17 protein-coding genes are annotated in these 20,056 nt (G+C 46.9%); 12 read left to right on the top strand and 5 right to left on the bottom strand.

Annotation, left to right across the window (positions count from 1 at the left end; translation table 11 throughout):
* Positions 1-300: 300 nt before the first annotated feature.
* Complete coding sequence (locus tag SP90_RS09680) at positions 301-1,224, bottom strand: amidohydrolase family protein (protein ID WP_066855136.1); 924 nt, start codon at positions 1,222-1,224, stop codon at positions 301-303.
* 862 nt (positions 1,225-2,086) lie between these two features.
* Here SP90_RS09680 and SP90_RS09675 point away from each other — a divergent pair.
* From SP90_RS09675 to eutJ, 10 genes are read left to right on the top strand one after another with little or no spacing between them, the layout of a single operon-like run.
* On the top strand, positions 2,087-2,863 hold the full coding sequence (locus SP90_RS09675) for a cupin domain-containing protein (protein ID WP_066855133.1): 777 nt from the start codon (positions 2,087-2,089) through the stop codon (positions 2,861-2,863).
* 14 nt (positions 2,864-2,877) lie between these two features.
* Entirely contained in the window at positions 2,878-3,858 is a 981-nt protein-coding gene (gene pta, locus SP90_RS09670) for a phosphate acetyltransferase (protein ID WP_066855130.1), read from the top strand.
* Between the two features lie 57 nt (positions 3,859-3,915).
* Positions 3,916-4,188, top strand: a complete 273-nt coding sequence (gene eutM, locus SP90_RS09665) for an ethanolamine utilization microcompartment protein EutM (protein ID WP_020000567.1) — start codon at positions 3,916-3,918, stop codon at positions 4,186-4,188.
* A gap of 40 nt (positions 4,189-4,228) precedes the next feature.
* Positions 4,229-5,566: a 4Fe-4S dicluster domain-containing protein gene (locus SP90_RS09660; protein WP_066855127.1), complete on the top strand. Its 1,338-nt coding sequence runs from the start codon at positions 4,229-4,231 to the stop codon at positions 5,564-5,566.
* Between the two features lie 2 nt (positions 5,567-5,568).
* Positions 5,569-6,126 (top strand): BMC domain-containing protein, encoded by a 558-nt coding sequence (locus SP90_RS09655; RefSeq protein ID WP_197498787.1) that lies wholly within the window; start codon positions 5,569-5,571, stop codon positions 6,124-6,126.
* Positions 6,127-6,173: 47 nt separating this feature from the next.
* The gene (locus tag SP90_RS09650) at positions 6,174-6,530 is read left to right on the top strand and encodes a BMC domain-containing protein (protein ID WP_066855124.1); all 357 of its coding nucleotides are present in this window, start codon (positions 6,174-6,176) and stop codon (positions 6,528-6,530) included.
* Between the two features lie 41 nt (positions 6,531-6,571).
* On the top strand, positions 6,572-6,850 hold the full coding sequence (eutM, locus tag SP90_RS09645; RefSeq protein WP_066855121.1) for an ethanolamine utilization microcompartment protein EutM: 279 nt from the start codon (positions 6,572-6,574) through the stop codon (positions 6,848-6,850).
* Between the two features lie 47 nt (positions 6,851-6,897).
* Entirely contained in the window at positions 6,898-7,182 is a 285-nt protein-coding gene (locus SP90_RS09640; RefSeq protein WP_066855118.1) for a EutN/CcmL family microcompartment protein, read from the top strand.
* 17 nt (positions 7,183-7,199) lie between these two features.
* Positions 7,200-8,627 carry an aldehyde dehydrogenase family protein gene (locus SP90_RS09635; protein WP_066855114.1) on the top strand — a complete coding sequence of 476 codons (1,428 nt, stop codon included), beginning with the start codon at positions 7,200-7,202 and terminating at the stop codon, positions 8,625-8,627.
* A gap of 2 nt (positions 8,628-8,629) precedes the next feature.
* A complete protein-coding gene (eutJ, locus tag SP90_RS09630) occupies positions 8,630-9,445 on the top strand; it encodes an ethanolamine utilization protein EutJ (protein WP_066855111.1) in 816 nt (271 codons plus the stop codon).
* 178 nt (positions 9,446-9,623) lie between these two features.
* Here eutJ and SP90_RS09625 read toward each other — a convergent pair whose 3' ends face one another.
* From SP90_RS09625 to SP90_RS09610, 4 genes are all read right to left on the bottom strand, one after another.
* Positions 9,624-10,340 (bottom strand): carbon-nitrogen hydrolase family protein, encoded by a 717-nt coding sequence (locus tag SP90_RS09625; RefSeq protein ID WP_066855108.1) that lies wholly within the window; start codon positions 10,338-10,340, stop codon positions 9,624-9,626.
* Between the two features lie 297 nt (positions 10,341-10,637).
* On the bottom strand, positions 10,638-11,918 hold the full coding sequence (locus SP90_RS09620) for a TRAP transporter large permease (RefSeq protein WP_066855105.1): 1,281 nt from the start codon (positions 11,916-11,918) through the stop codon (positions 10,638-10,640).
* 2 nt (positions 11,919-11,920) lie between these two features.
* Positions 11,921-12,463 carry a TRAP transporter small permease gene (locus SP90_RS09615; RefSeq protein ID WP_066855102.1) on the bottom strand — a complete coding sequence of 181 codons (543 nt, stop codon included), beginning with the start codon at positions 12,461-12,463 and terminating at the stop codon, positions 11,921-11,923.
* Positions 12,464-12,528: 65 nt separating this feature from the next.
* On the bottom strand, positions 12,529-13,527 hold the full coding sequence (locus SP90_RS09610) for a TRAP transporter substrate-binding protein (protein ID WP_066855099.1): 999 nt from the start codon (positions 13,525-13,527) through the stop codon (positions 12,529-12,531).
* Between the two features lie 1,028 nt (positions 13,528-14,555).
* On the opposite strand from SP90_RS09610, the gene SP90_RS09605 reads away from it, so the two are divergent.
* Together SP90_RS09605 and SP90_RS09600 are read left to right on the top strand one after the other, a co-directional pair.
* On the top strand, positions 14,556-18,245 hold the full coding sequence (locus SP90_RS09605; RefSeq protein WP_066855096.1) for an ATP-binding protein: 3,690 nt from the start codon (positions 14,556-14,558) through the stop codon (positions 18,243-18,245).
* A 17-nt stretch (positions 18,246-18,262) separates the two neighbouring features.
* Entirely contained in the window at positions 18,263-20,047 is a 1,785-nt protein-coding gene (locus tag SP90_RS09600; RefSeq protein ID WP_066855093.1) for a sigma-54 dependent transcriptional regulator, read from the top strand.
* Positions 20,048-20,056 lie beyond the last annotated feature (9 nt).

Here is a 20,056-nt window from a genome sequence, read left to right as displayed (position 1 = left end):
GAGTGTGCTCCCGTGCCCAGACAAGGCTTGAAAGATGAGGGACAAAATGGGCTATAAGAAGCGGGGAGAATCTTGATAGCCGCGCGTGGTACCTGCGCTTATGTCTCCTCAAGCAGGGTTCGGAATGGAGTGTTCCGTAGGGTAACCGGAGATAGATGAACAGCCTTAGAGGCATGATCAAAGGAGGAGCTGGTCAACTATCCGGTTGCAAAAAATTTGTGTGCGCTTTTTGGCGCGATATACGTTCCTGTCTGCGTGCATGACGCAGACAGGAACGTGAGGAACAACGTAGTTGTGCGACTACTTGCCGAGACGTGCGAGAACTTCGGAAACGATGTCTTTCACGAGATCAGCAGAAGCTGCGCCACCTGCAACGGAAGCTGCTGGTGCAGATTCGAGGCCGAGGAGTTTTGCAGCGTTGTCATGCATAACTTTCTGACGAACTTCAGGAGTGAATGGAAGTTCGCTGTAAGTCTGAAGTGCCTGACGGAAGTCAATGAATGGGTGAGCAGATGCGTAAAGCAGCTTGTCGGAGATCATTGTGTTAGCAGCCTGAATGTATGCTTCAGACATTGGGGAGCGTTCGTATTCAGAGATTTCGATGAATACGTTTTTGTTACGCTCTGCAACAATGATAGCTTCGTTAACCCATGGGTAGCCACCGTGGCTGATTACGATTTTGAGCTCTGGGAAGTCACGAGCAACAAAGTCGATGTAACGAGGTGCAACGTGGTCAACTACTGCTGCAGGAACGAGAGTAGCAGGACCAGTTGTGAATACGAGAGGAATGTCGAGTTCACAACATTTTGCGTAAATTGGGTAGTACTTGGCATCGTTCGGGTAGAGCTGAGCAAGGTATGGGTCAACTGCTGCGCCGCGGAGGCCGAGAGTCTGAACTGCGTGGTTCAGGTCGCGGATGCCCTGCATGCCTTTGTGTGGGTCCATGCCGAAGAAGCCGATGAACTTCTCTGGATGAGCCTGAACAAAGTCGATAACACTCTGGTTGTTAGGCTTAGCACCGTAGGTAGTTTCACAGTCACGACCGGTGATAACAGCGCGCACAACGTTGTTAGCAGTAAGGTCCTGAACACACTCAGCTACGGTCTGAGCCTTCATTTTAGAAAAGTCGATGTGCTGGCAGAGGCCTTTGAACATAGTGCTGTTCTGGATTCCGCTCAGAGTTTCCGCAGTGTTTGGACGGAAACGGAAGTCAATCACGTTCATTGCAAATCCCCTATGGGTTTTCATCCATCGCCAGATGCATAAACACTATGCGTCGTGGCGTTATTAAACTAATCGGTAGAATTTAAAATACTGCCAGCAGTACAAAAGCAAGTAGAGTGCCAGAGTGAACGTAGACGCTCTTGTGAAAAGAAGAGTTAGAGATAATCTGTTTTGTAAAAAGGCTTGTATGAGAGGGGTTAACCGATTGGTTTGCAGAAATAGTGGTAAAATAGAGCAGGGTGGATTGATTAATTAATCAAACTTTTTCAAGAAAAAACACGTAGCTAGAGAAGTTGAAGAGGTAATTTTTACGCAAAATTTTGATGCGGAGTTGCACCATGCAACTTCAAATTATGCTAATTGTACGAAATGCAATACTTTGCGCAAAAAATGTGCATGTTGCCTTGTTGCAACGTAAGTAAAATTGTTACTTACTGTTAGTAAAACTGAAGAAACTAACGTGTTGAAATACTATAAATTGAATGTGTTAGTAGTAATCAGTATTAAAAAGTATAGTTATGCTGCAAAAATGCATCTCATGCCTTCTTGAACATAGTAAAATACTTTTGCATTTAGGTTGTGGAAAAAATCACAAAACTGAATGCTATTTTTTTTCAAAAGAATTTTTTGCCTCAACATGCAGAAAATAACACTTTATTTCTTATTCAATCATCATTTATAGAGGAGCTGTCCGTAACTACAAGATGGCTGTGTTTTTGTGCACGGTTGTTGCAAGAGAGCCATGTGCCTGCTCTCTTGTGCAGGCTTATATAAATGTTACGCGCAGGTTTTTCACAGCCTGAAAAACTTGGGCAAATGACTGAAAGCCCCATACACGAACAGCCAACACTGGAGGTACTGCATGGGAAAACGGATAGTCACCGAGGCTGACGTTCGCAAAGCTGTTGATAATGGTACTAACTCCATTAAACTTAAAATTTGTGAATGTATCATTACTCCACAAGCTCAGGATAAAGCCGAAGAGCTTGGAGTAACTTTCATTGAGTCTTCTCTTGAAGATGCTGCGCCTGCACAGGCTTGCAGTGCATCTGCTCCAGAAGCATGTGTTGCGCAAGCTCCGGCTCCTGCTGCTCCGGTAGCGCCTGCGGTTTCCGCTGGCGGTTGTACTGAAGCACAAGAGGTTGTGACGCAGGTTTGTGCGCTCCTCAAAGATAAGCTTCCTGCAGGAACAAGCGCTGAAGTGCTTGAAGCTGTGGTTGCCCGCGTTGTTTCCGCTAAACTTGGCGATACTGCGTGTCCGGCAACAGCACCTGCTGCATCGGTTGTTGAAGCTGCTGCTTCAAGCAACGGTATTTGCTTTATCGAAGGGCAGCGCCTGCAGAAACAGGGTTCCAGTCCTGTTCCAGTTGACGAGCAAGTCTTCATTGCAGATGCCATTGGCGCATGTGATGATGCTAAGCTTGCTGCTGGGTACATGGAGTGGGAACGCGCTTCCTTTACCCGTACTGTAGAGTCCCCTGAAGTGGGTATCATCCTTGAAGGCGAATTACATTTGACTGTTGGCGGCGAAACCAAAATCGGTAAAGCCGGCGATATGATGTACTTCCCTGAAGGTGTTGAGATTACTTACAGTACTCCTTCTTCTGTACGCATCGCTTGCGTAAACAACATCCAGTAGTCACGGAGTGTAATGTGAGCATTCTGGAACGTTGTAAAGAAGCATGCAGGCAGAATCCTAAGACTGTTGTGTTCCCGGATTGTCTCGACGAGCGTGTTCTCGAAGCCGTTACCCGCCTGAAGGCTGACGGACTTTGCGAGCCTGTGCTTGTCCAGTCTCCATTTGCTGTGCGCAGTAAAATGCGCGAAGCAAAAGTCCGTACTACAGGTATTACGGTAGTGGATCACACCAGCCCCACACTGCTTGAAAAAAATGCGACCGAATTTTTCGCAATGCGCGAAAAGAAAGGTAAGCCTGTGACAATGGATGCTGCTGTTAAAGCAATGCGTTGTCCGCTTGCTGGTGCTGCCATGATGGTTCGCCGTGATGAAGCACAGCTTGGTGTTGCAGGTAACATCTCCTCAACTGGTGATGTTATTCGTGCCGGGTTGCATATTTTGCCTAAACAGAAAGGTCTCAAAACCGTTTCTAGTTTCTTTTTCATGATCGCGCCTGAGGGCGGTAAGGACTACATTTTTGCAGACTGTGGCGTTGTACCTGCACCTAATGCAGCTACTCTTGCAGATATCGCCATTGCATCTGCGGATAAAGCCCGAAAGCTTCTTGGTGAAGACCCGCGTGTTGCTCTGCTGTCTTTCTCTACCAAAGGTAGTGCAAAGCATGACCGTGTAACACTGGTTCAGGAAGCTTTGGCAAATGTCCGTGAACGTGAATCTGACCTTCTTATTGATGGTGAATTGCAGCTTGATGCTGCGATTGTACCAAGCGTTGCAGCCTCCAAGGCTCCTGACAGCCCTATTAAAGGTGAAGCAAACGTATTGGTATTTCCATCTCTGGAAGCAGGAAACATTGCATACAAGCTTGCACAGCGACTTGGCGGATACACCGCATTAGGTCCGCTTCTGCAGGGCTTTGCTGCAGGCTGGCATGACCTTTCCCGTGGTTGTAGTGCAGATGATATTTATAAAGTTGCCGTCGTAGGCCAGTGCTTATAACGCGGCAAACAAAGTAAAAACATACGTCAGTTACTGACTAATCAATTGGAGGATACAATGGACGCATTAGGAATGATCGAAACTAAAGGTCTTACCGCTCTTATCGAAGCTTCTGACGCAATGGTAAAAGCTGCTCGTGTGCAGCTCGTTGGTTACAAGCAGATTGGTGCTGGTCTTGTTACTGCTATCGTTCGTGGCGACGTAGCTGCTTGTAAAGCTGCTACCGACGCTGGTGCAGCAGCTGCACAGCGCATCGGTGAAGTTGTAGCGGTTCACGTTATTCCTCGTCCTCACGGCGATCTGGAAGACGTTTTTCCATTTAAGCGCTAGTCGCGCTCTTTGTAGCCCTTAACGCACAAAGAAGAATGTCATGGACAAAGTAACACTTATCCGTTCGATCCAGAATGCTGGTGTTGTCGGAGAAGGCGGGGCCGGTTTTCCGGCCCACGTCAAATACGACGCACAAGTTGATACGGTCATTGCCAATGGTTGCGAATGTGAACCATTGCTCCACACTGATCAGTACATCATGAAATCCCATGCTTCTGACATCATTCGTGCCATGCAGGCTGTAGTTGCAGCTACAGGGGCTACACGAGGTGTCATTGGCATTAAACGGAAATATACCGAAATTGCAGATATTTTTGCAAAGGGTATGGAAGGTACCGGCCTTGAGCTTGCTCAACTCGATAACTTCTATCCTGCCGGTGATGAGCAGATTCTGGTTCACGAAGTAACCGGAAAAACCATCCCGCCTTTGGGTTTGCCTAAAGATGTGGGCGCTGTTGTGGCTAACGTTGGTACTCTGCACACTGTTGCAGAAGCTATGGACGGTAAGCCGCTGACACACAAAGTGCTTACAGTTACAGGTGAAGTAGGTAATCCTTCTATTATCCGTGTACCACTCGGTACCAGCCTTAAGGAATGTCTCGAATTCTGTGGCGGTGCAACCGTTGCAGACCCTGTATACATTCTCGGTGGTCCGATGATGGGACGTATGTGTGATTCTCAGGCTGCTTTTGAGAATGAAGTAATCACAAAAACAAGCGGCGGTCTTATTGTGCTCCCTCGTGGACACTACCTGCATAAGCAGGCGACCGTTGATCTTCACACCATGCAGCGCCGTGCTGCTACTGCCTGTATCCAGTGTCGCATGTGTACAGAGCTGTGTCCGCGTTACCTCGTAGGTCACAGTTTTGAAACACACAAAGTTATGCGCGCATTCGGCGGTGGTCAGGATGTAGCAATGGGTGCCACTCAGGCAGCCATGTGTTGTGAATGTGGGGTGTGTGAACTCTTCAGCTGTCCAATGGGGCTTTCCCCGCGCCGTATCAACAGCGCATTAAAAGGACAGTTCCGCGAGAAAGGTGTTCAGTACACCGGTCCGCGTGAAGTTCGTTCCGAACAGTCTGCAATGCGTCCGTACCGTAAAATTCCGGTACCTCGCCTTGCGTCCAAAATCGGCATTGCTGATTACATGAATATCCATCCAGAATTTAAAGGCGATTACAAACCTGCACAGGTAAGTCTCCCGCTCCGCATGCACATTGGCGCACCTTCTGTTGCTCAAGTTAAGGTAGGGGACACTGTAACTGCAGGCCAGCTTATCGGTGCTGTGCCGGAAGGCGCACTCGGTGCAACCGTTCATGCTTCTATTGCAGGTACTGTCGTAGAAGTTGGCAACAACATCGTCATTAAAGGAGCCTAGTTGTGGTAACTCAACTCCAGTCTGTTGGAATGATTGAATTCACTTCCATTGCAGCAGGTATTGAAGCAGCAGACCGCATGATGAAAGCTTCTCTTGTAGAACCTCTCATGCTTAAAACCATCTGCCCGGGCAAATTTGTTGTTGCGGTACATGGCGATGTTGCGGCAGTTCAGTCTGCGGTTGACGCAGGTATGAGCAGCTCTGACGGTACTGTTGCTGATCATTTTGTAATCCCGAACATCAACGAAGCTGTTGTTTCCGCAATGGCCTGTGCAACGCCGGAACCGTCCGGCTCAGCACTTGGTGTTATTGAAACTTTCTCCGCAGCGTCTTCTATTCTTGCAGCTGACACAGCATCCAAAACTGCTGATGTTGATATTGCAGAAGTACGCATTGCAATGGGACTTGGCGGTAAGGCTTTCTGTATCCTTACCGGCGACGTTGCAGCTGTAAACATGGCGGTTGAAGCAGCAGCTAATGTTGTTGCTCAGAGCGCTATGCTGGTTCGCAAAGTTGTAATCCCAAGCGCATCTCCGGAAGTTTTGCGTAATATTTTGTAGACGCTGCTTTCGCTGCGTCCATTGAAGAACGAAAGGAACGTATCGTTATGAACGACTCTTTAGGTTTAGTAGAAGTAGTAGGTCTTGTAGCTGCTGTTGAAGCTGCAGACGCTATGTCCAAAGCAGCTCGCGTACATGTGCGTAGCGTGGCGAATGCTGACTCCGGTCTCCTCACTGTTATTTGTGAAGGTGACCTCGCAGCAGTAAGCGCTGCTGTTGATGCTGGTAAAGCAGCTGCTTCCCGCCTTGGCGAATGCGCAGGCACCAACGTTATCGCTCGTCCGGGTGATGGCCTTGGTGACATGATCGCAAATAAAATTGGTTCTATTTTTGACGAACCAAAGGCTGAAAAGCCTGCGAAAGCTGCTGAAAAACCTGCTAAAGCAGGCCAGAAGAAAAAATAGACCGGCTTTTTCCGGTTTCTGTATATAAACAGGAGATACACATGGGCGACGCTCTTGGTATTATTGAAGTAAAAGGCATGACTGCTCTTGTTGAAGCATCTGATGCCATGACTAAGTCTGCACGCGTTGAACTCGTTGGTTACGAGCGCATCGGCGGCGCACTTGTTTCCGCTCTTATCCGTGGCGACGTTGCTGCTTGCAAAGCTGCTATCGATGCTGGTGCTGCTGCAGCACAGCGCGTTGGTGAAGTTGTAGCAACTCACGTTATCCCACGTCCTCATGCAGATCTTGAGGAAGTTTTCCCTATTAAAACTAAGTAAACTGCCAACGGAAGACCCCCTGACGGCGTTCAATAAGGAGATGCAAAATGGAATTAGGAAGAGTACGAGGACAGGTAGTTTCTACTGTTCGTGATCCCGGCGTGCCTCCAGTAACGCTGTTGTTGGTGGATCTTATTACCGCTGACGGTGAAGTTGTTCGTTCTGGGCAGGTTGCAGCCGACACCCTTGGTGCCGGTGAAGGTGAAATGGTACTCCTCGTTCGAGGCAGTTCCGCGCGTTTCACCATGAATGAAAGACCTCCTCTCGATCTCAGCGTAATAGCGATCATTGATCAGATCTCTGCTCAGGGCGAAACGGTTTACAATAAATAATATAGTTTGGAGATAACATGGCTATCGCACGTGAACAGATAGAGTCTATTGTTTCTGAAGTTCTTACTCAGCTGACTGGTGCTGCACAGACTTCTTCTGCTGCTCCTGCACCTGCTGCTGGCGACTGGGGCATTTTTGATGAGTTAGATGATGCTGTAGCTGCTGCTAAAGCTGCTCAGAAAAAAATCGGTACTATCGCAATGCGTAACAAGATTGTTGATATTATCCGTCGCGCTGCGCGTAATAACGCTCGTCATCTGTCAGAAATGGCTGTAGAAGAAACCGGTATGGGTAACGTTGAAGACAAGATTGCTAAAACTCTTCTTGTTGCAGACCGTACCCCTGGTACAGAAGTTGTTTCTGCTGAAGCAATTACTGGTGACAATGGTTTTACCATGATCGAAAACGCACCTTGGGGCGTTATCGCATCTGTAACTCCATCAACCAACCCGGGTTCCACTGTTATCAACAACGGTATCAGCATGATTGCTGCCGGTAACTCTGTAGTATTCGCTCCGCATCCTGCTGCTAAGCGCATCACTCAGGAAGCTATCAAAATCATCAACAAAGCTGTTGTTGCTGAAACCGGCATTGCTAACCTTCTCGTAGCTGTTAAAGAACCTTCCATTGACGCTGCAAAGCGCCTCTTTACTTACGAAGGTATCAACCTTCTCGTAGTTACCGGTGGTGAAGCTGTAGTAGAAGCTGCACGCAAGACCACGAACAAGCGCCTTATGGCTGCTGGTGCCGGTAACCCTCCTGTAGTTGTAGACGAAACTGCCGACATCGCTCGTGCAGCTGAGTCCATCTACATTGGTGCATCTTTTGATAACAACCTCATTTGTGCTGACGAAAAAGAAATCATCGCAGTTGATTCCATCGCTGACCAGCTTAAAGCTGAGATGAAAAAAGTTGGCGCATACGAGCTTACTCTTGAGCAGGCTAACACCATCGCTCAGACTGTTATCCTTGATTACGGTACTGATAAAGCTCGTGCTAATCCAAAATGGGTTGGCCGTGACGCTAAAAAAATCGCTGCAATCGCAGGCATCACCGTACCTGATACATGCAAGCTTCTTATCGTAGACGCTGGCCGTGATTCTGACTACGTGTTTGCTACTGTTGAGCAGATGATGCCTCTCGTACCTGTACTCCGTGCACACAACTTTGAAGAAGCACTCCAGTGGGCACTTAAGCTTGAGCGTGGCCTCAGCCACACCGCTGGTCTGCACTCAACTAACGTGTACAACATGGAAGCAATGGCTCGTGCTACTGATACAAGCCTTTTCGTTAAAAACGGTCCTCACGTAGCAGGTCTCGGCGCAGGCGGTGAAGGTTGGACTTCTATGACCATCTCCACTCCTACCGGTGAAGGCGTAACTAACGCAGCTACATTTACTCGTAAGCGTCGCTGCTGCCTCGTAGATTGCTTTAGGATCGTTTAATTATGGCCATTTCTTGGGAGTTAGCATGCGAGCGACTTGATCGCGCCGCAGCCATGATGAACGACACCGAACCTGTTTCGGTCGAAGGCCCGATTCACATCGGCATTGACTTAGGTACAGCTGATGTTGTGCTTATGGCTGTTGATGGCGAAGGCGAGCCGGTTGCTGTCTTCCTGGAATGGACAGAAGTTGTACGTGACGGTGTTGTGGTTGACTTTGTTGGTGCTTGCGACGTAGTGCGCAAATTCGTAGCTATGGCGGAAGAACGCCTTGGTATCGAAATCACCGAAGCTTCCACCTCTTTCCCTCCGGGGACAGATGCGCGTCTTTCCACAAATATTTTGGAAACCGCAGGACTCGAGGTAACCCATGTTGAAGACGAACCAAGCTGCGTAGCATCTCTTTTAGAGCTTGATAAAGCAGCAGTTGTCGATATCGGTGGTGGTACTACAGGTACTGCAATCGTTAAAGATGGCGAGATCGTATTCAGCGATGATGAGCCGACAGGCGGTAAGCACATTACACTTACTATTGCCGGTCACTATGATGTTGAGCTTGAGAAAGCTGAAGAGTATAAGCGCAAAGCAGAGGAGTACAAAATTCTCTCAATTGCAAAGCCTACTCTTGAGCGCGTAAGCGACATTGTTGCTGCTCACATGAAAGGGTACGAAGTTGATTCAATTCTTCTTTCAGGTGGTACTTGCTGCCTGCCGGGGATTGAAACCATCTTTGAGAAAGAGCTTAAACTGCCTGTACATCTTCCAAGCCAACCGCTTATGTTAACCCCGCTCTCTATTGCGTCGTTAGCATTGCGCTAGGCTGAAGTTATACGAAATATAAAACCGGCTGTCCGAAAGGACAGCCGGTTTTTTTGTTGCCTTCGGCGAGGGGGCGCTGCCCTCCACCCGCAAGGGGGAGCCCCCCTTGACCGGCTTGACGTACATGTGAGCTGTCTTTCGTAAACAGAGATTATGTAACCCACTACGTAAACGGATGTTAGGAGGTGAGGGTGGTTATGAGAAGTTCAGGTTCATCACAACTGCATTGCGAGATTATTTCACCTTCTTTATTCCAGAAAGCTGATTTTCCGGCGCAGATATATGGTCCTGAATGTCCTATGTAGTTCGCAAATCCTATCGTCACGCTGTGTTGCTGAGCGTATTGGGTAAACATAGCTGCATCTGCTGCATAGCCCTGCTTAGAAATAAGTACAGAAGCAATATAGCAATCAACATCCTTGTTAATCATGTGTTGAATGTGTTCTTGGTGTGTCGTGTCAGCGCAAATAGCGAGTCCAATTTTGAATGAGTTGATTGTGAAAATTTTATGGTGGATACCAGCTCTGAAAAACTGCTTTTCAATACCATGTAGGTGGATTTTGCTATAGTGCTGAGGAGCGTTTTCTGGGGAGAGTATAATCAATGAAAGCTCAGGCTGATCGTACCCTGTATCAAACGGAGCACCAGCAAGAATAGTCATGGAGTGTTTTTTTGCTAAGCTGTCTAGCAATAGTATTGGCTCTGACTCCAATGTCATAGACAGCTTTGATGCTAGCTCTGGCTCGTATCCGGTCAATGAAAGTTCAGGGAACACCAAAAGATCTACTCGTTTGTTTGCTGCAGTTTCTATGAGTGAAATATGTTGGGTGAGGTTGTCAGCAATGTGTCCTTTAGTAGGGGTAAATTGGGCAAGACCTATGGTGATGGTACTCATGAGTTCTCTCTGCTTGTAGTTTGACATTACGTGTATGTAAAAACAGTTAGCTACAGAATTTTTTGCTAAAAAAATAGGTAAAAGTACCAGGATATCTCTCGCCTATTTTTCTAAAAAAACTGCGTTCCACATAACGGGGTCAAGGGGACAAGTCCCCTTGCGGGGGTGCAGGGGGCGGAGTCCGCCTGCCCGTCGGAGACAACTCCAGCAAACACAATCAACATAAAAAAAGCGGAGAACCTTTTCAGGTTCTCCGCAATCTTTTCGGGTAGGGTTGAAGCACAAGGCTTCACCCTGCTACATGAGCATTTTCGGCAGGAAGAGAATCAGCTGCGGGAACATCACGAGCAGGAAGATAACACCGATTGTGACGCAGCAGAACGGAATCGCTTTTGCGGAAATTTCTTCCAGCGAGACGTCTGCGATACCCGAGGCGATAAACATATTTTCCCCTAGTGGTGGAGTAGAGAAGCCTACGCCACAGCAACATACGAGAACGATACCGAAGTGGATTGGGTCCACACCGAATGCTTTCATAACTGGAAGCAGTACCGGGGTAACGAGAAGGATGATTGCAAGGGTTTCCATGAACATGCCGAGGAACAGAAGAATAAGTACTACAAAGATCCAAACAACCATTACGTTGGAAGTAAATGCGAGGAGCATTTCAACGATCTGATCCGGAATACGGTACTGCACAAGCAGACGACCGAATGCGTAGGCGGTAAACATAATGATGAGTACGCGACCGGTAAGCCATGATGTTGTCTCAAGGGACTTCATCAGGGATTTGATTGTAAGTTCTTTGTAAATAAAGAATCCGACGAAGAGTGTGTAGAAGATAGCTACAATAGCTGCTTCTGTCGGTGTAAAGAAGCCGGAGTAGATACCACCCAAAATAACGATAGGTGCCATCATTGCCCAGAAACCTTCTTTCATGGACTTAAACAGAGTGGCTGCAGACCATCCTGCCATATCTTCGTGTACTTCCATTTTGCGACATTTGAACAAGTGCATCGCAATAAGGCCAGCTGCGATTAAGAGGCCAGGGATAACACCACCGAGGAACATCTTGGTAATGGATTCCTGTGCCGCTACGCCGTAGATAACCATAGGGATAGAAGGCGGAATAATAATACCTACACCACCCGCAGTAGCAGTTGCTGCTGCAGCGTAGCCAGGTTCATAATCACGTTTAATCATAGCCGGAATCATCAGCATACCAACCGCAGCAGTAGTAGCCGGGCCAGAACCAGAAATAGCGCCGAAGAATACACAGGCAAGAGCTGTAGAAATTGCCAGACCACCGCGTACAGGGCCAACGAGGTTCTCAGCAATAATAACTAATCGTTTTGATACACCAGCACATTCCATCAATGCCCCAGCAAGTACGAATGCCGGCAATGCCATGATTGGAAAACTGTTAACAGAGGTGAATGCGATCTGGATGAGCGTGCTCAAATCCTGACCTACTACCATGAATGAGAACATGGCAGACACACCAAGTGCTACGGTGATCGGTGCTCCCAAAAGCATGAGCACCAAAAATGTTAGAAATAATACTTCTGCAACACCCATGACTAACCCTCCTCACCCTTCAGAGCATTTTTACTCTTTTCAATATCAGCTTTGTCAGGGTCTTCAATTTCTTGCTTAAGAATCCATTTGATGTAGTTGACCTGCAGAATACGCAGAGTCATGAGGGAGAAGCTCAGTGGGAAGATCATGTACACCCAGCTCAACTGCCAGTCGAGAGCAGGGGTTGCGTACGGGAATTCGATCAGGTCCTGAATGGTCTGGATGCCTTTCCAAGTCATCACGCTGTTAAATACGATCCAGACACCATCCATGAGAAGCATGGAGATTTCACCCACGATAGGTGGGAAAAGCTTAAACTGGAGCGTCACACGGTTGTGAGCAGCGAGCCTTGCCGCGTAGGAAGCGCCGAAAAATACAAACCAAACAAAAGAGAAGCGGGCGACTTCCTCACTCCAGTACAGTGGTGTGCCAATTTCACGCAGAATAATCTGTAAGAAAAGAATCACAACAAAGAATGCAAGGAGTGCTTGGCAGATGTAGCTCTCAACATGGTCGAGAATATTAAAAAGGATTTTTTTGAACATCAGGTGTCCCCTAATTAAAAAGGAATGAGCCGGTGTCAGACACCGGCTCTTGAGTCTCTGCTAGATTATTTTTTGCCGATGTAACCGAGGTAACGATCAAGCACTTTCTGGCCGCCAACAAAGTCGGTCATTTTTGGCCATACGTTATCGATAGCAAGCTTTTTCCACTCAGCTTCGTCTTCGAGAGTATCGATCTGGATACCGGAAGCGATGAGCTCTGCTTTAGCGCGACCAGCGTCTACGAGCTGGAATGCGAGGCAGTATTCCTGAGCTTCACGACCAGCTTCTACTACGAGCTGCTGCATTTCTGGAGAGAGCTTTTTGTAAAGACGCTCAGAAATCATCATTGGCTGGAGCTGGTAAGTGTAGTGAACTTCGGTGATGTACTTCTGTACTTCGTTGAATTTAGCAGCCTGGAAAGTGATGTAACCGTAGCACTGACCATCTACTACGCCCTGCTGGAGAGCAGTGAATGTTTCAGCCCAAGAGATAGGCACTGGGTTTGCGCCCCAAGAACGGTAAGTTTCAAGGATAACTGCGGACTGAGGAACACGGAATTTCATGTCTTTAACGTCAGCAAGTTTTTTGATTGGGCGCTTGGAGTTAGAGAGGTAGCGGTAGTCGGTGTAAGTCCAACCAAGAACACGGAAGCCACCTTCTTTAATTGCAAATTCGTTAAGCATTTCGTGAGCAGGGCCGGTAGCGCCACGAACTACGTCGTACATGTTTTCGAAGAGGTAAGGCAGGGTAAGAATACCAAGCTTTTTAACGAAAGGAACAGTGTTCGCGATACCTACTACTGCCATGTCGAGGTTGCCGCGACGAACGTTCTGGATCATTTCGGTTTCATCACCGAGCTGACCACTTGGGAAGATCTGTACTTCAACTTTACCGTCTGTGCGACCTTCTACGATTTCCTTAAAGCGGGTTGCGATAGCACCCATTTCGGAATCAATAGGGTCGCCCATGCCGATGCGCAGAACCTGTGGATCCTGAGCAAATGATACAGAAGATACTGCCATCATTGCTACCAGTGCAACCAGCACTAATGCTTTCCTAAACATACTTCCTCCTGAATGTATTCCATATTTAGATACGACTCTAAGTAGAGCGTGTAACTGCCTGTATGGAATAAGGTTGTTATTCACCCCTGCAACTGGCCGAAAGTTGTTAGGGGTAGTATTTCTTATGCTGAAGAAATTTATTGTCCGGAGGGAAACGACATGTCTTTAACTGGTGGGACAGGTCATGCCGTTTCCCGAGGGCATAAACCATATGGTGGGTATAGAGCAAAGAAGAGACCAAAAAGTGCACATGTAAGAAAATTTGTTAGTATCGTTCAGATATAGTTAACAAATTACCTGAAGGCATGGTCAGGATGTTAGAAATAGATTGGAAAAAAGTGAGACAAGTATGTCTCTTTTTTTATTCTTTTTTCATAACATGCTAAAAATAAAAGAAATAATATTGAGACTAATTTGTCCCATAGTAGGTGTTTGTGAAAAAATGCGCGAAAAGGGGTTTGGTTGACGGGACAAAATAGTCCCAAAAAACAGATGGCTGCAGCGGGTGATGTATGATGGTGCGAATGTGCAACATAAACTTGCAGTTTTGACTCAAATTTTAGTTGTGATAAGGTCAATTTCGATCTTTTTTGGGTCATAATTGACCCGTTTTGAATTCTGTAAGCTCTGACGCAGCTTAGAGGTGATCAATTTCGGACATTACTGTCTCAAGTAATCCGTATAAAAATAATACAGCAACGCCCTATTGTGCCCTTGAAGAATATATTCTGATGTAATTTGAGTATGATGTATGTGGTGAGCTGTTATAAATTGTATATTCGCGGCTGCTTGTGCCGTAGATAACAAGCTGTTGAGAACGGATGTTGCAAGGCTTATGGCACGGAATACGTGGACTGAGGGCAATGTTTACAGCGCAACGTAATCAGCTTTTAGTCTGTCCCTATATATAATGTAGGGCAGTTGTCAGGAAGTGTTGGTTTGCATTGGCAGTGCAGAGCGGCAATGGATAAGTATCTATTAGGTAAACTGAGCGGATTATTCTCCGCATGGTTTCAGGAGTAAGATGAATGCGCCTGAAAATGTTGACTCTCCTTGTGTGCGGTATGTTGCTTCTGGGAATGGGAGCAATTTACAAGACCGTTCTTTCTTCTTTGGATTCCCGTGATAATACTGTTGAGCGGTTGATTGAAAACAAAGAGTTTGTCTGGGCGAATTTTTCACCTGAAGAACGTGATTGGCTCTCCAAGCATGGAACAGTCCGTGTCGGCATTGATAATAACTTTTTTCCTATTGAAGCAAAAAATGAGGATGGAAAGCATGTAGGCATGACCAGTGACTATCTGCGCATTCTGGAAAAGCTGACAGGATTGAAGTTTGAAATCTCCGCAGTTGGTGAATGGACGCAGGTTATGCAGAATATGCGTGATGGCAAGCTCGATATGATTGCTGCACTGATGCGTACCCCGAGTCGTGATAATTTCCTCAACTTCAGTGCGCCGTTTATTAAGATGCCGGGCATTATCGTAGTCCGCAAGGGAGATTGGAAGGATCTTACTCTGGATGACTTGAGTGGCAAACATGTTGCTGTTGTCCGTCGTTATGCGTGGCATGACTATCTTGAAGATTATTATAAGGATATCATTATTGATGTGGTCGAAAACAGTGCGGAAGGTTTGCAGCGAGTAGCTTTCGGGCAGTCGGACGCATTGGTAGACTATCAGTTCAGTATTACACATCAGATTAAAAAAAGCGGTGTTCTTGATTTGCAGGTAGGGGGTGTTGTCGGACTGACAGCGAGCCTTTCTATTGGTATAAGTAAAGATTTGCCGATACTGCAAAGTATTCTCAACAAAGCACTGCATAATATCACTTCAGAAGAGCATAGTGCCATTGTCGGTAAATGGGTACGCATGGAAGAGGTTGATCCTGTTTCAACGCGAGCTATTGTTCTTATCCTTATGTGTTTCACATTCCTTATTGGTGCAACATGCATAATTGTTTTGTGGAACCTTTCTCTTAAAAAGCTTGTAGATAAAAAAACCAGCGAACTTAACGCAGAGCTGGAAAAACGAGATTCAGTCGAGGCTGCCCTCCGAAATAGTGAGGACAGGTATCGGCGAATATTTGAGAATATTCAGGACGTATATTTTCAAGCTCTGCCCGACGGCAGAATTCGAGAGGTAAGTCCTTCGATTCAGCAGGTCTTCGGGTGGACGCCAGAGGCTGCTCAAAATGCAACTATCCATGACTTTATGGCTCCCAAGGTTGTTCGCAAGCTGAGGAAAGAGCTTCGCAGGCGCGGGAAGCTGGAAGACTTTGCATTTGTGTTTGGTTCTGGCGAGCAAGCAATGCACTGTTCTGTCACCGGTAAAATGCTATTTGATGCAGACGGCAAGCCTGCAGAGTTTGTAGGGTCTGTACGAAATGTAACTACCCGTGTTCAGTATGAAGAAATGTTGAGCAGAGCGAACCTTGAGCTGGAATCACGCGTTGAAGAACGTACCCGTGATTTGAGAGAGATGAACAAAGAACTGCAGCGTTCCAAAGAGGCTGCAGACGCTGCAACTCAAGCAAAAAGTCAGTTTCTTGCCAGTATCAGTCATGAAATCAGAACCCCGCTTCACGGTATTATATCCTTTGCAGAACAAGTACGGATGCTTGAGGCATCACCGCCTGTACGAAAGTATTTACGTAGCATTCTGGATTCATCTTTTACGCTGCTTGATATCATCAATGAGCTTCTGGACTTTTCCAAAATTGAAGCAGGACACGTAGCTGTTGAGAATATGCCGTTTCATCTTGATAGCACTGTGCAGCGAGTCTGCAACCTTGTCCTTGGAAGAGCCGCTGCGAAAGATCTTGAATTTATTGTGGATCTTCCTTCCACTGTTCCGACAAGGCTGTGTGGCGATTCTGGTAAATTACAGCAGGTTATGTTGAACCTTACCAGTAATGCCCTTAAATTTACGCCTCCTGGTGGCACCATCTCGTTGTCATTCAGGTTTCATCAAATATCAGACAACAATATTCTGCTTCAGTGTTTTGTACAGGATTCTGGTATCGGGGTTCCATCCGGTTCCATGGAACAGTTGTTTATTCCGTTCCAGCAATTGAGTGCACCGGAATTGCGTAGTTATGGCGGTACTGGTTTGGGGCTGAGTATCTGTAAACAGCTTGTAGAGCACATGGGCGGCGAAATTTGGGCTGAATCTGAACAGGGAGTAGGAAGTCTTTTTGCTTTCTCTGTTCCGTTTGAGCTTGAAGCATCATGCTGTGACGTATGGGAACTTCCAGAGGAGCTGGCGAACATATCTGCCCTGATTGTGACAAAGTCAGAACAGTCGGGCAGTGTTATCCGTTCTCACTTCAATGCGATAGATATGATGTCGACCATTGCCTACGGTGTGGATGATGCAGTGCTTAAGCTTGAGTCCGGTGTTGTGCATCCTGACGTTATCTGTATCGGACATAATATTCCGCTGGCGGAGCGACCGGAACGGCTATTTAATTTTACTGCTGATGGTGAGCCGATACCTGTTCTCGTTATGGCAGCAAAGCATGGTAAGCTTGTTCTTTCCAGCTCAAAGCTTCCGGAGCATGTTTATTTGGCAACCGACATTCTGACCATGCGTACTTTGTTGAGTTCACTATGCTCAATGCTTGGTGCAGAAGGTGCTGTACTTGCCGATACAGACATGCCGGCAATGGGGATTCCTGAAGAAGATCTTTTTGAGGGAAAACGCATTCTTATTGCTGAGGATACGCAGACAAACCGTGAGATTGTAACCATGCTACTCGAGCCGACTGGTGGCTTGCTGACATTTGTAACCAACGGTCGTGAAGCCGTGGAAGCTGTCCGTAAAATTACGTACGACGTGGTGCTCATGGATATTCAAATGCCGGAAATGGATGGGTACGAAGCAGCTTCAATCATTACAAAGGAACAGGGTGTGGCAGCACCGCCTATGATTGCGTTGACGGCACATGCCATTAAAGGAAGCAGGCAGAGGGCTCAGGAAGCGGGTATGGAGTATTACCTGTCAAAACCATTCGGTAAAGATTCGTTATATTCAACTATCGCAAGTGCATTGAATTCAGAGGAAGCTATGGAACAACCAGTGCGTGATTATGCAGAGGAAGCTCAGTCATTGGTCGTGCCGTATGGTATATGCGGAGAGGTGGCAAAACGTCTTGGTGTTACTCAGGATTCTTTTGATCAGCTTTTAAGACTGTTCGCGCAAGAGCATGCTGATGTTATCGATAAGCTGCGTAAGGCAAGGGTTAATCATGAGTATGAGCAAGTGATGAAAATCGCGCATACGATTTCTGGTGCAGCTTCAAACATTGGTGCAGCGCAGGGGGGGGCCATTGCAAAGCAGATTGAAATGCGTGCAGAGCGGGTTGTGAACGGGGAAAGCACTCCGCTCGGTGTTGACGATCTTATTCTTTCTCTTGAGCGGGAATTAACTCCGCTGCTGGAGGAAGGAGTTGTGCAGGTAGAACCTGTGAAAGAGCTGGAGAGTCTTTCTGCTGCTCAGCCGCTGACAGACGAAGAGTTTTCTGTAGCACAAAAATTAGCTTCAGCTTTGGAAGCCGCAGACCCTGTGACAATTGAAGAGTTGTTACCAAAAGCTGCTGTTTTTTTACCGCAGACTGTGTCTGCCACACTTGAATCTTTCGTATTTCAATACGATTACGAAAAGGCGCGGGAGCATCTGTTGGCTTGTGAGCAGATTTCCGGCTTTGCAGAAGTATAGGCAAGGGGAGACACACTGTGAGAAAAAAACCATTAATTCTGGTAGTTGACGATAATCCGGTAAACCTCCGCATTCTCGTTGATAATCTGCAAGAAGAATATGCCCTTGTTGTGGCAAAGACCGGTGAAAAAGCATTGGAACACGCTGTGGTGCAGCGTCCTGATCTCATTTTGCTTGATATTGTTCTGCCTGATATGGACGGATTTACTGTCTGTGAAGAGTTGCAGCAACAGGATTCAACTCGTTCTATCCCTGTCATATTTATTTCAAGCATGCAGGATCCCGAGCATAAAACCAGAGCGTTCAGCGTCGGGGGCGTAGACTACGTTACGAAGCCGTTTCATCAGGCGGAAGTAGTTGCAAGGGTTCATACGCATCTGTTGCTCAAAGGGATGCGTGAGCGTCTTGAAGAGAAGAATGTGCTCGTAAAGCAGGAGTTGAGCGAAAATAAGCGTCAGTTGAATACGCTGATGGATAACCTGCCGGGCATTGCGTACAGAAGCGATGTGGATCCGCAACGAACAATGCAATTTATGAGTGTCGGAACTTACGAATTGACCGGTTTTCCTCATACGCATTTTACAGAAGGCGGAATGGAGCCTTTTCTGTCAATAGTTGTGGAGGAAGACAGAGCCGAATTGACAGAGCGGTTGCAGGCTTCTCTTGCAGCGCGTCTGCGGTTTGAGCATGTGTATCGTATCCAGACTGAATCTGGTGATGCGCGCTGGGTTAGAGAGCAGGCGGTCGGTTTATATGATGATGACGGGATTCCGTTTGCTATAGAGGGATTTATTTCAGATGTGACTGAAAGCAAGATGCAGGAATTGGGGATCTGTGAAGAGAACCGTCTGTTGAAAAGCAAGATGAAGGCACATTATTTTGGGAACATTGTCGGTGATTCAGAGCCGATGCAGAATATTTATGAAATGATTCTCAAAGCTGGCGCAACCGATGACAACGTGATTGTTTATGGTGAGTCCGGTACAGGTAAAGAACTTGTATCGCGAGCTGTACACGACAATAGTTCACGGTTTGAGCGCAATTATGTTCCGGTAAACTGTGGGGCTATCCCTGAACAGCTTTTTGAAAGCGAATTTTTTGGACACAAAAAAGGTGCGTTTACCGGAGCAGTCGCGAATCGAAAAGGATATTTGGAACAGGCTGATAATGGTACGCTCTTTCTTGATGAACTGGGTGAGATCAGCTTGATCGGACAGATCAAATTATTACGTGCGATCGAGGGCGGTGGCTTTACCCCTGTTGGGGGGACTGAGTTGGTTCATTCACGCCCCAGAATTGTCGCGGCAACAAACAGAGATTTGATGGAATTGGTACAGCAAGGGCAAATGCGAAGCGACTTCTATTACCGCATTCATGTTGTGCCGATTTATATTCCCCCATTGCGTGAACGCAAAGAGGATATTCCATTACTTATCGATCACTTCCTGAGAGTGTTGCCGGATCAGGACAATCGACCGCCAATTACAACAGAAGTGTTGAATGCTTTTATGGCATATGATTGGCCAGGTAACATAAGGGAGATGCAGAATGCACTGCATCAATATTTGAATTTAGGAACCCTGTCACTTGGTGGAGAACGGATTATTACAAGAAGTGACAGGGGAGGAATGCAGGTACTTCAGGAACCACTTGAAACTGCGATGTCCCGCTTTGAGCGTCAGTACATTGTGGACATTCTAAAGGCTAATGACTGGCATCGTTCTCATACAGCGCGAACTTTGCAAGTCGATAGGCGCACGTTGTTCCGTAAGATGAAGCAATATGAAATTGATCAGGAATAGCAACGTAAG

This window comes from Halodesulfovibrio spirochaetisodalis, assembly GCF_001672295.1.
GTDB classification, from domain to species: domain Bacteria; phylum Desulfobacterota; class Desulfovibrionia; order Desulfovibrionales; family Desulfovibrionaceae; genus Halodesulfovibrio; species Halodesulfovibrio spirochaetisodalis.
This window is presented reverse-complemented; position numbering and strand designations above follow the sequence as displayed.

Excerpts from the sequence above, each read along its gene's own strand:
- SP90_RS09680 (WP_066855136.1), bottom strand. The coding sequence starts at position 1,224 with ATGAACGTGATTGACTTCCGTTTCCGTCCAAACACTGCGGAAACTCTG.
- SP90_RS09675 (WP_066855133.1), top strand. The coding sequence starts at position 2,087 with ATGGGAAAACGGATAGTCACCGAGGCTGACGTTCGCAAAGCTGTTGAT.
- eutM (WP_020000567.1), top strand. The coding sequence starts at position 3,916 with ATGGACGCATTAGGAATGATCGAAACTAAAGGTCTTACCGCTCTTATC.
- SP90_RS09660 (WP_066855127.1), top strand. The coding sequence starts at position 4,229 with ATGGACAAAGTAACACTTATCCGTTCGATCCAGAATGCTGGTGTTGTC.
- SP90_RS09650 (WP_066855124.1), top strand. The coding sequence starts at position 6,174 with ATGAACGACTCTTTAGGTTTAGTAGAAGTAGTAGGTCTTGTAGCTGCT.
- eutM (WP_066855121.1), top strand. The coding sequence starts at position 6,572 with ATGGGCGACGCTCTTGGTATTATTGAAGTAAAAGGCATGACTGCTCTT.
- SP90_RS09640 (WP_066855118.1), top strand. The coding sequence starts at position 6,898 with ATGGAATTAGGAAGAGTACGAGGACAGGTAGTTTCTACTGTTCGTGAT.
- SP90_RS09635 (WP_066855114.1), top strand. The coding sequence starts at position 7,200 with ATGGCTATCGCACGTGAACAGATAGAGTCTATTGTTTCTGAAGTTCTT.
- eutJ (WP_066855111.1), top strand. The coding sequence starts at position 8,630 with ATGGCCATTTCTTGGGAGTTAGCATGCGAGCGACTTGATCGCGCCGCA.
- SP90_RS09625 (WP_066855108.1), bottom strand. The coding sequence starts at position 10,340 with ATGAGTACCATCACCATAGGTCTTGCCCAATTTACCCCTACTAAAGGA.
- SP90_RS09620 (WP_066855105.1), bottom strand. The coding sequence starts at position 11,918 with ATGGGTGTTGCAGAAGTATTATTTCTAACATTTTTGGTGCTCATGCTT.
- SP90_RS09615 (WP_066855102.1), bottom strand. The coding sequence starts at position 12,463 with ATGTTCAAAAAAATCCTTTTTAATATTCTCGACCATGTTGAGAGCTAC.
- SP90_RS09610 (WP_066855099.1), bottom strand. The coding sequence starts at position 13,527 with ATGTTTAGGAAAGCATTAGTGCTGGTTGCACTGGTAGCAATGATGGCA.
- SP90_RS09605 (WP_066855096.1), top strand. The coding sequence starts at position 14,556 with ATGCGCCTGAAAATGTTGACTCTCCTTGTGTGCGGTATGTTGCTTCTG.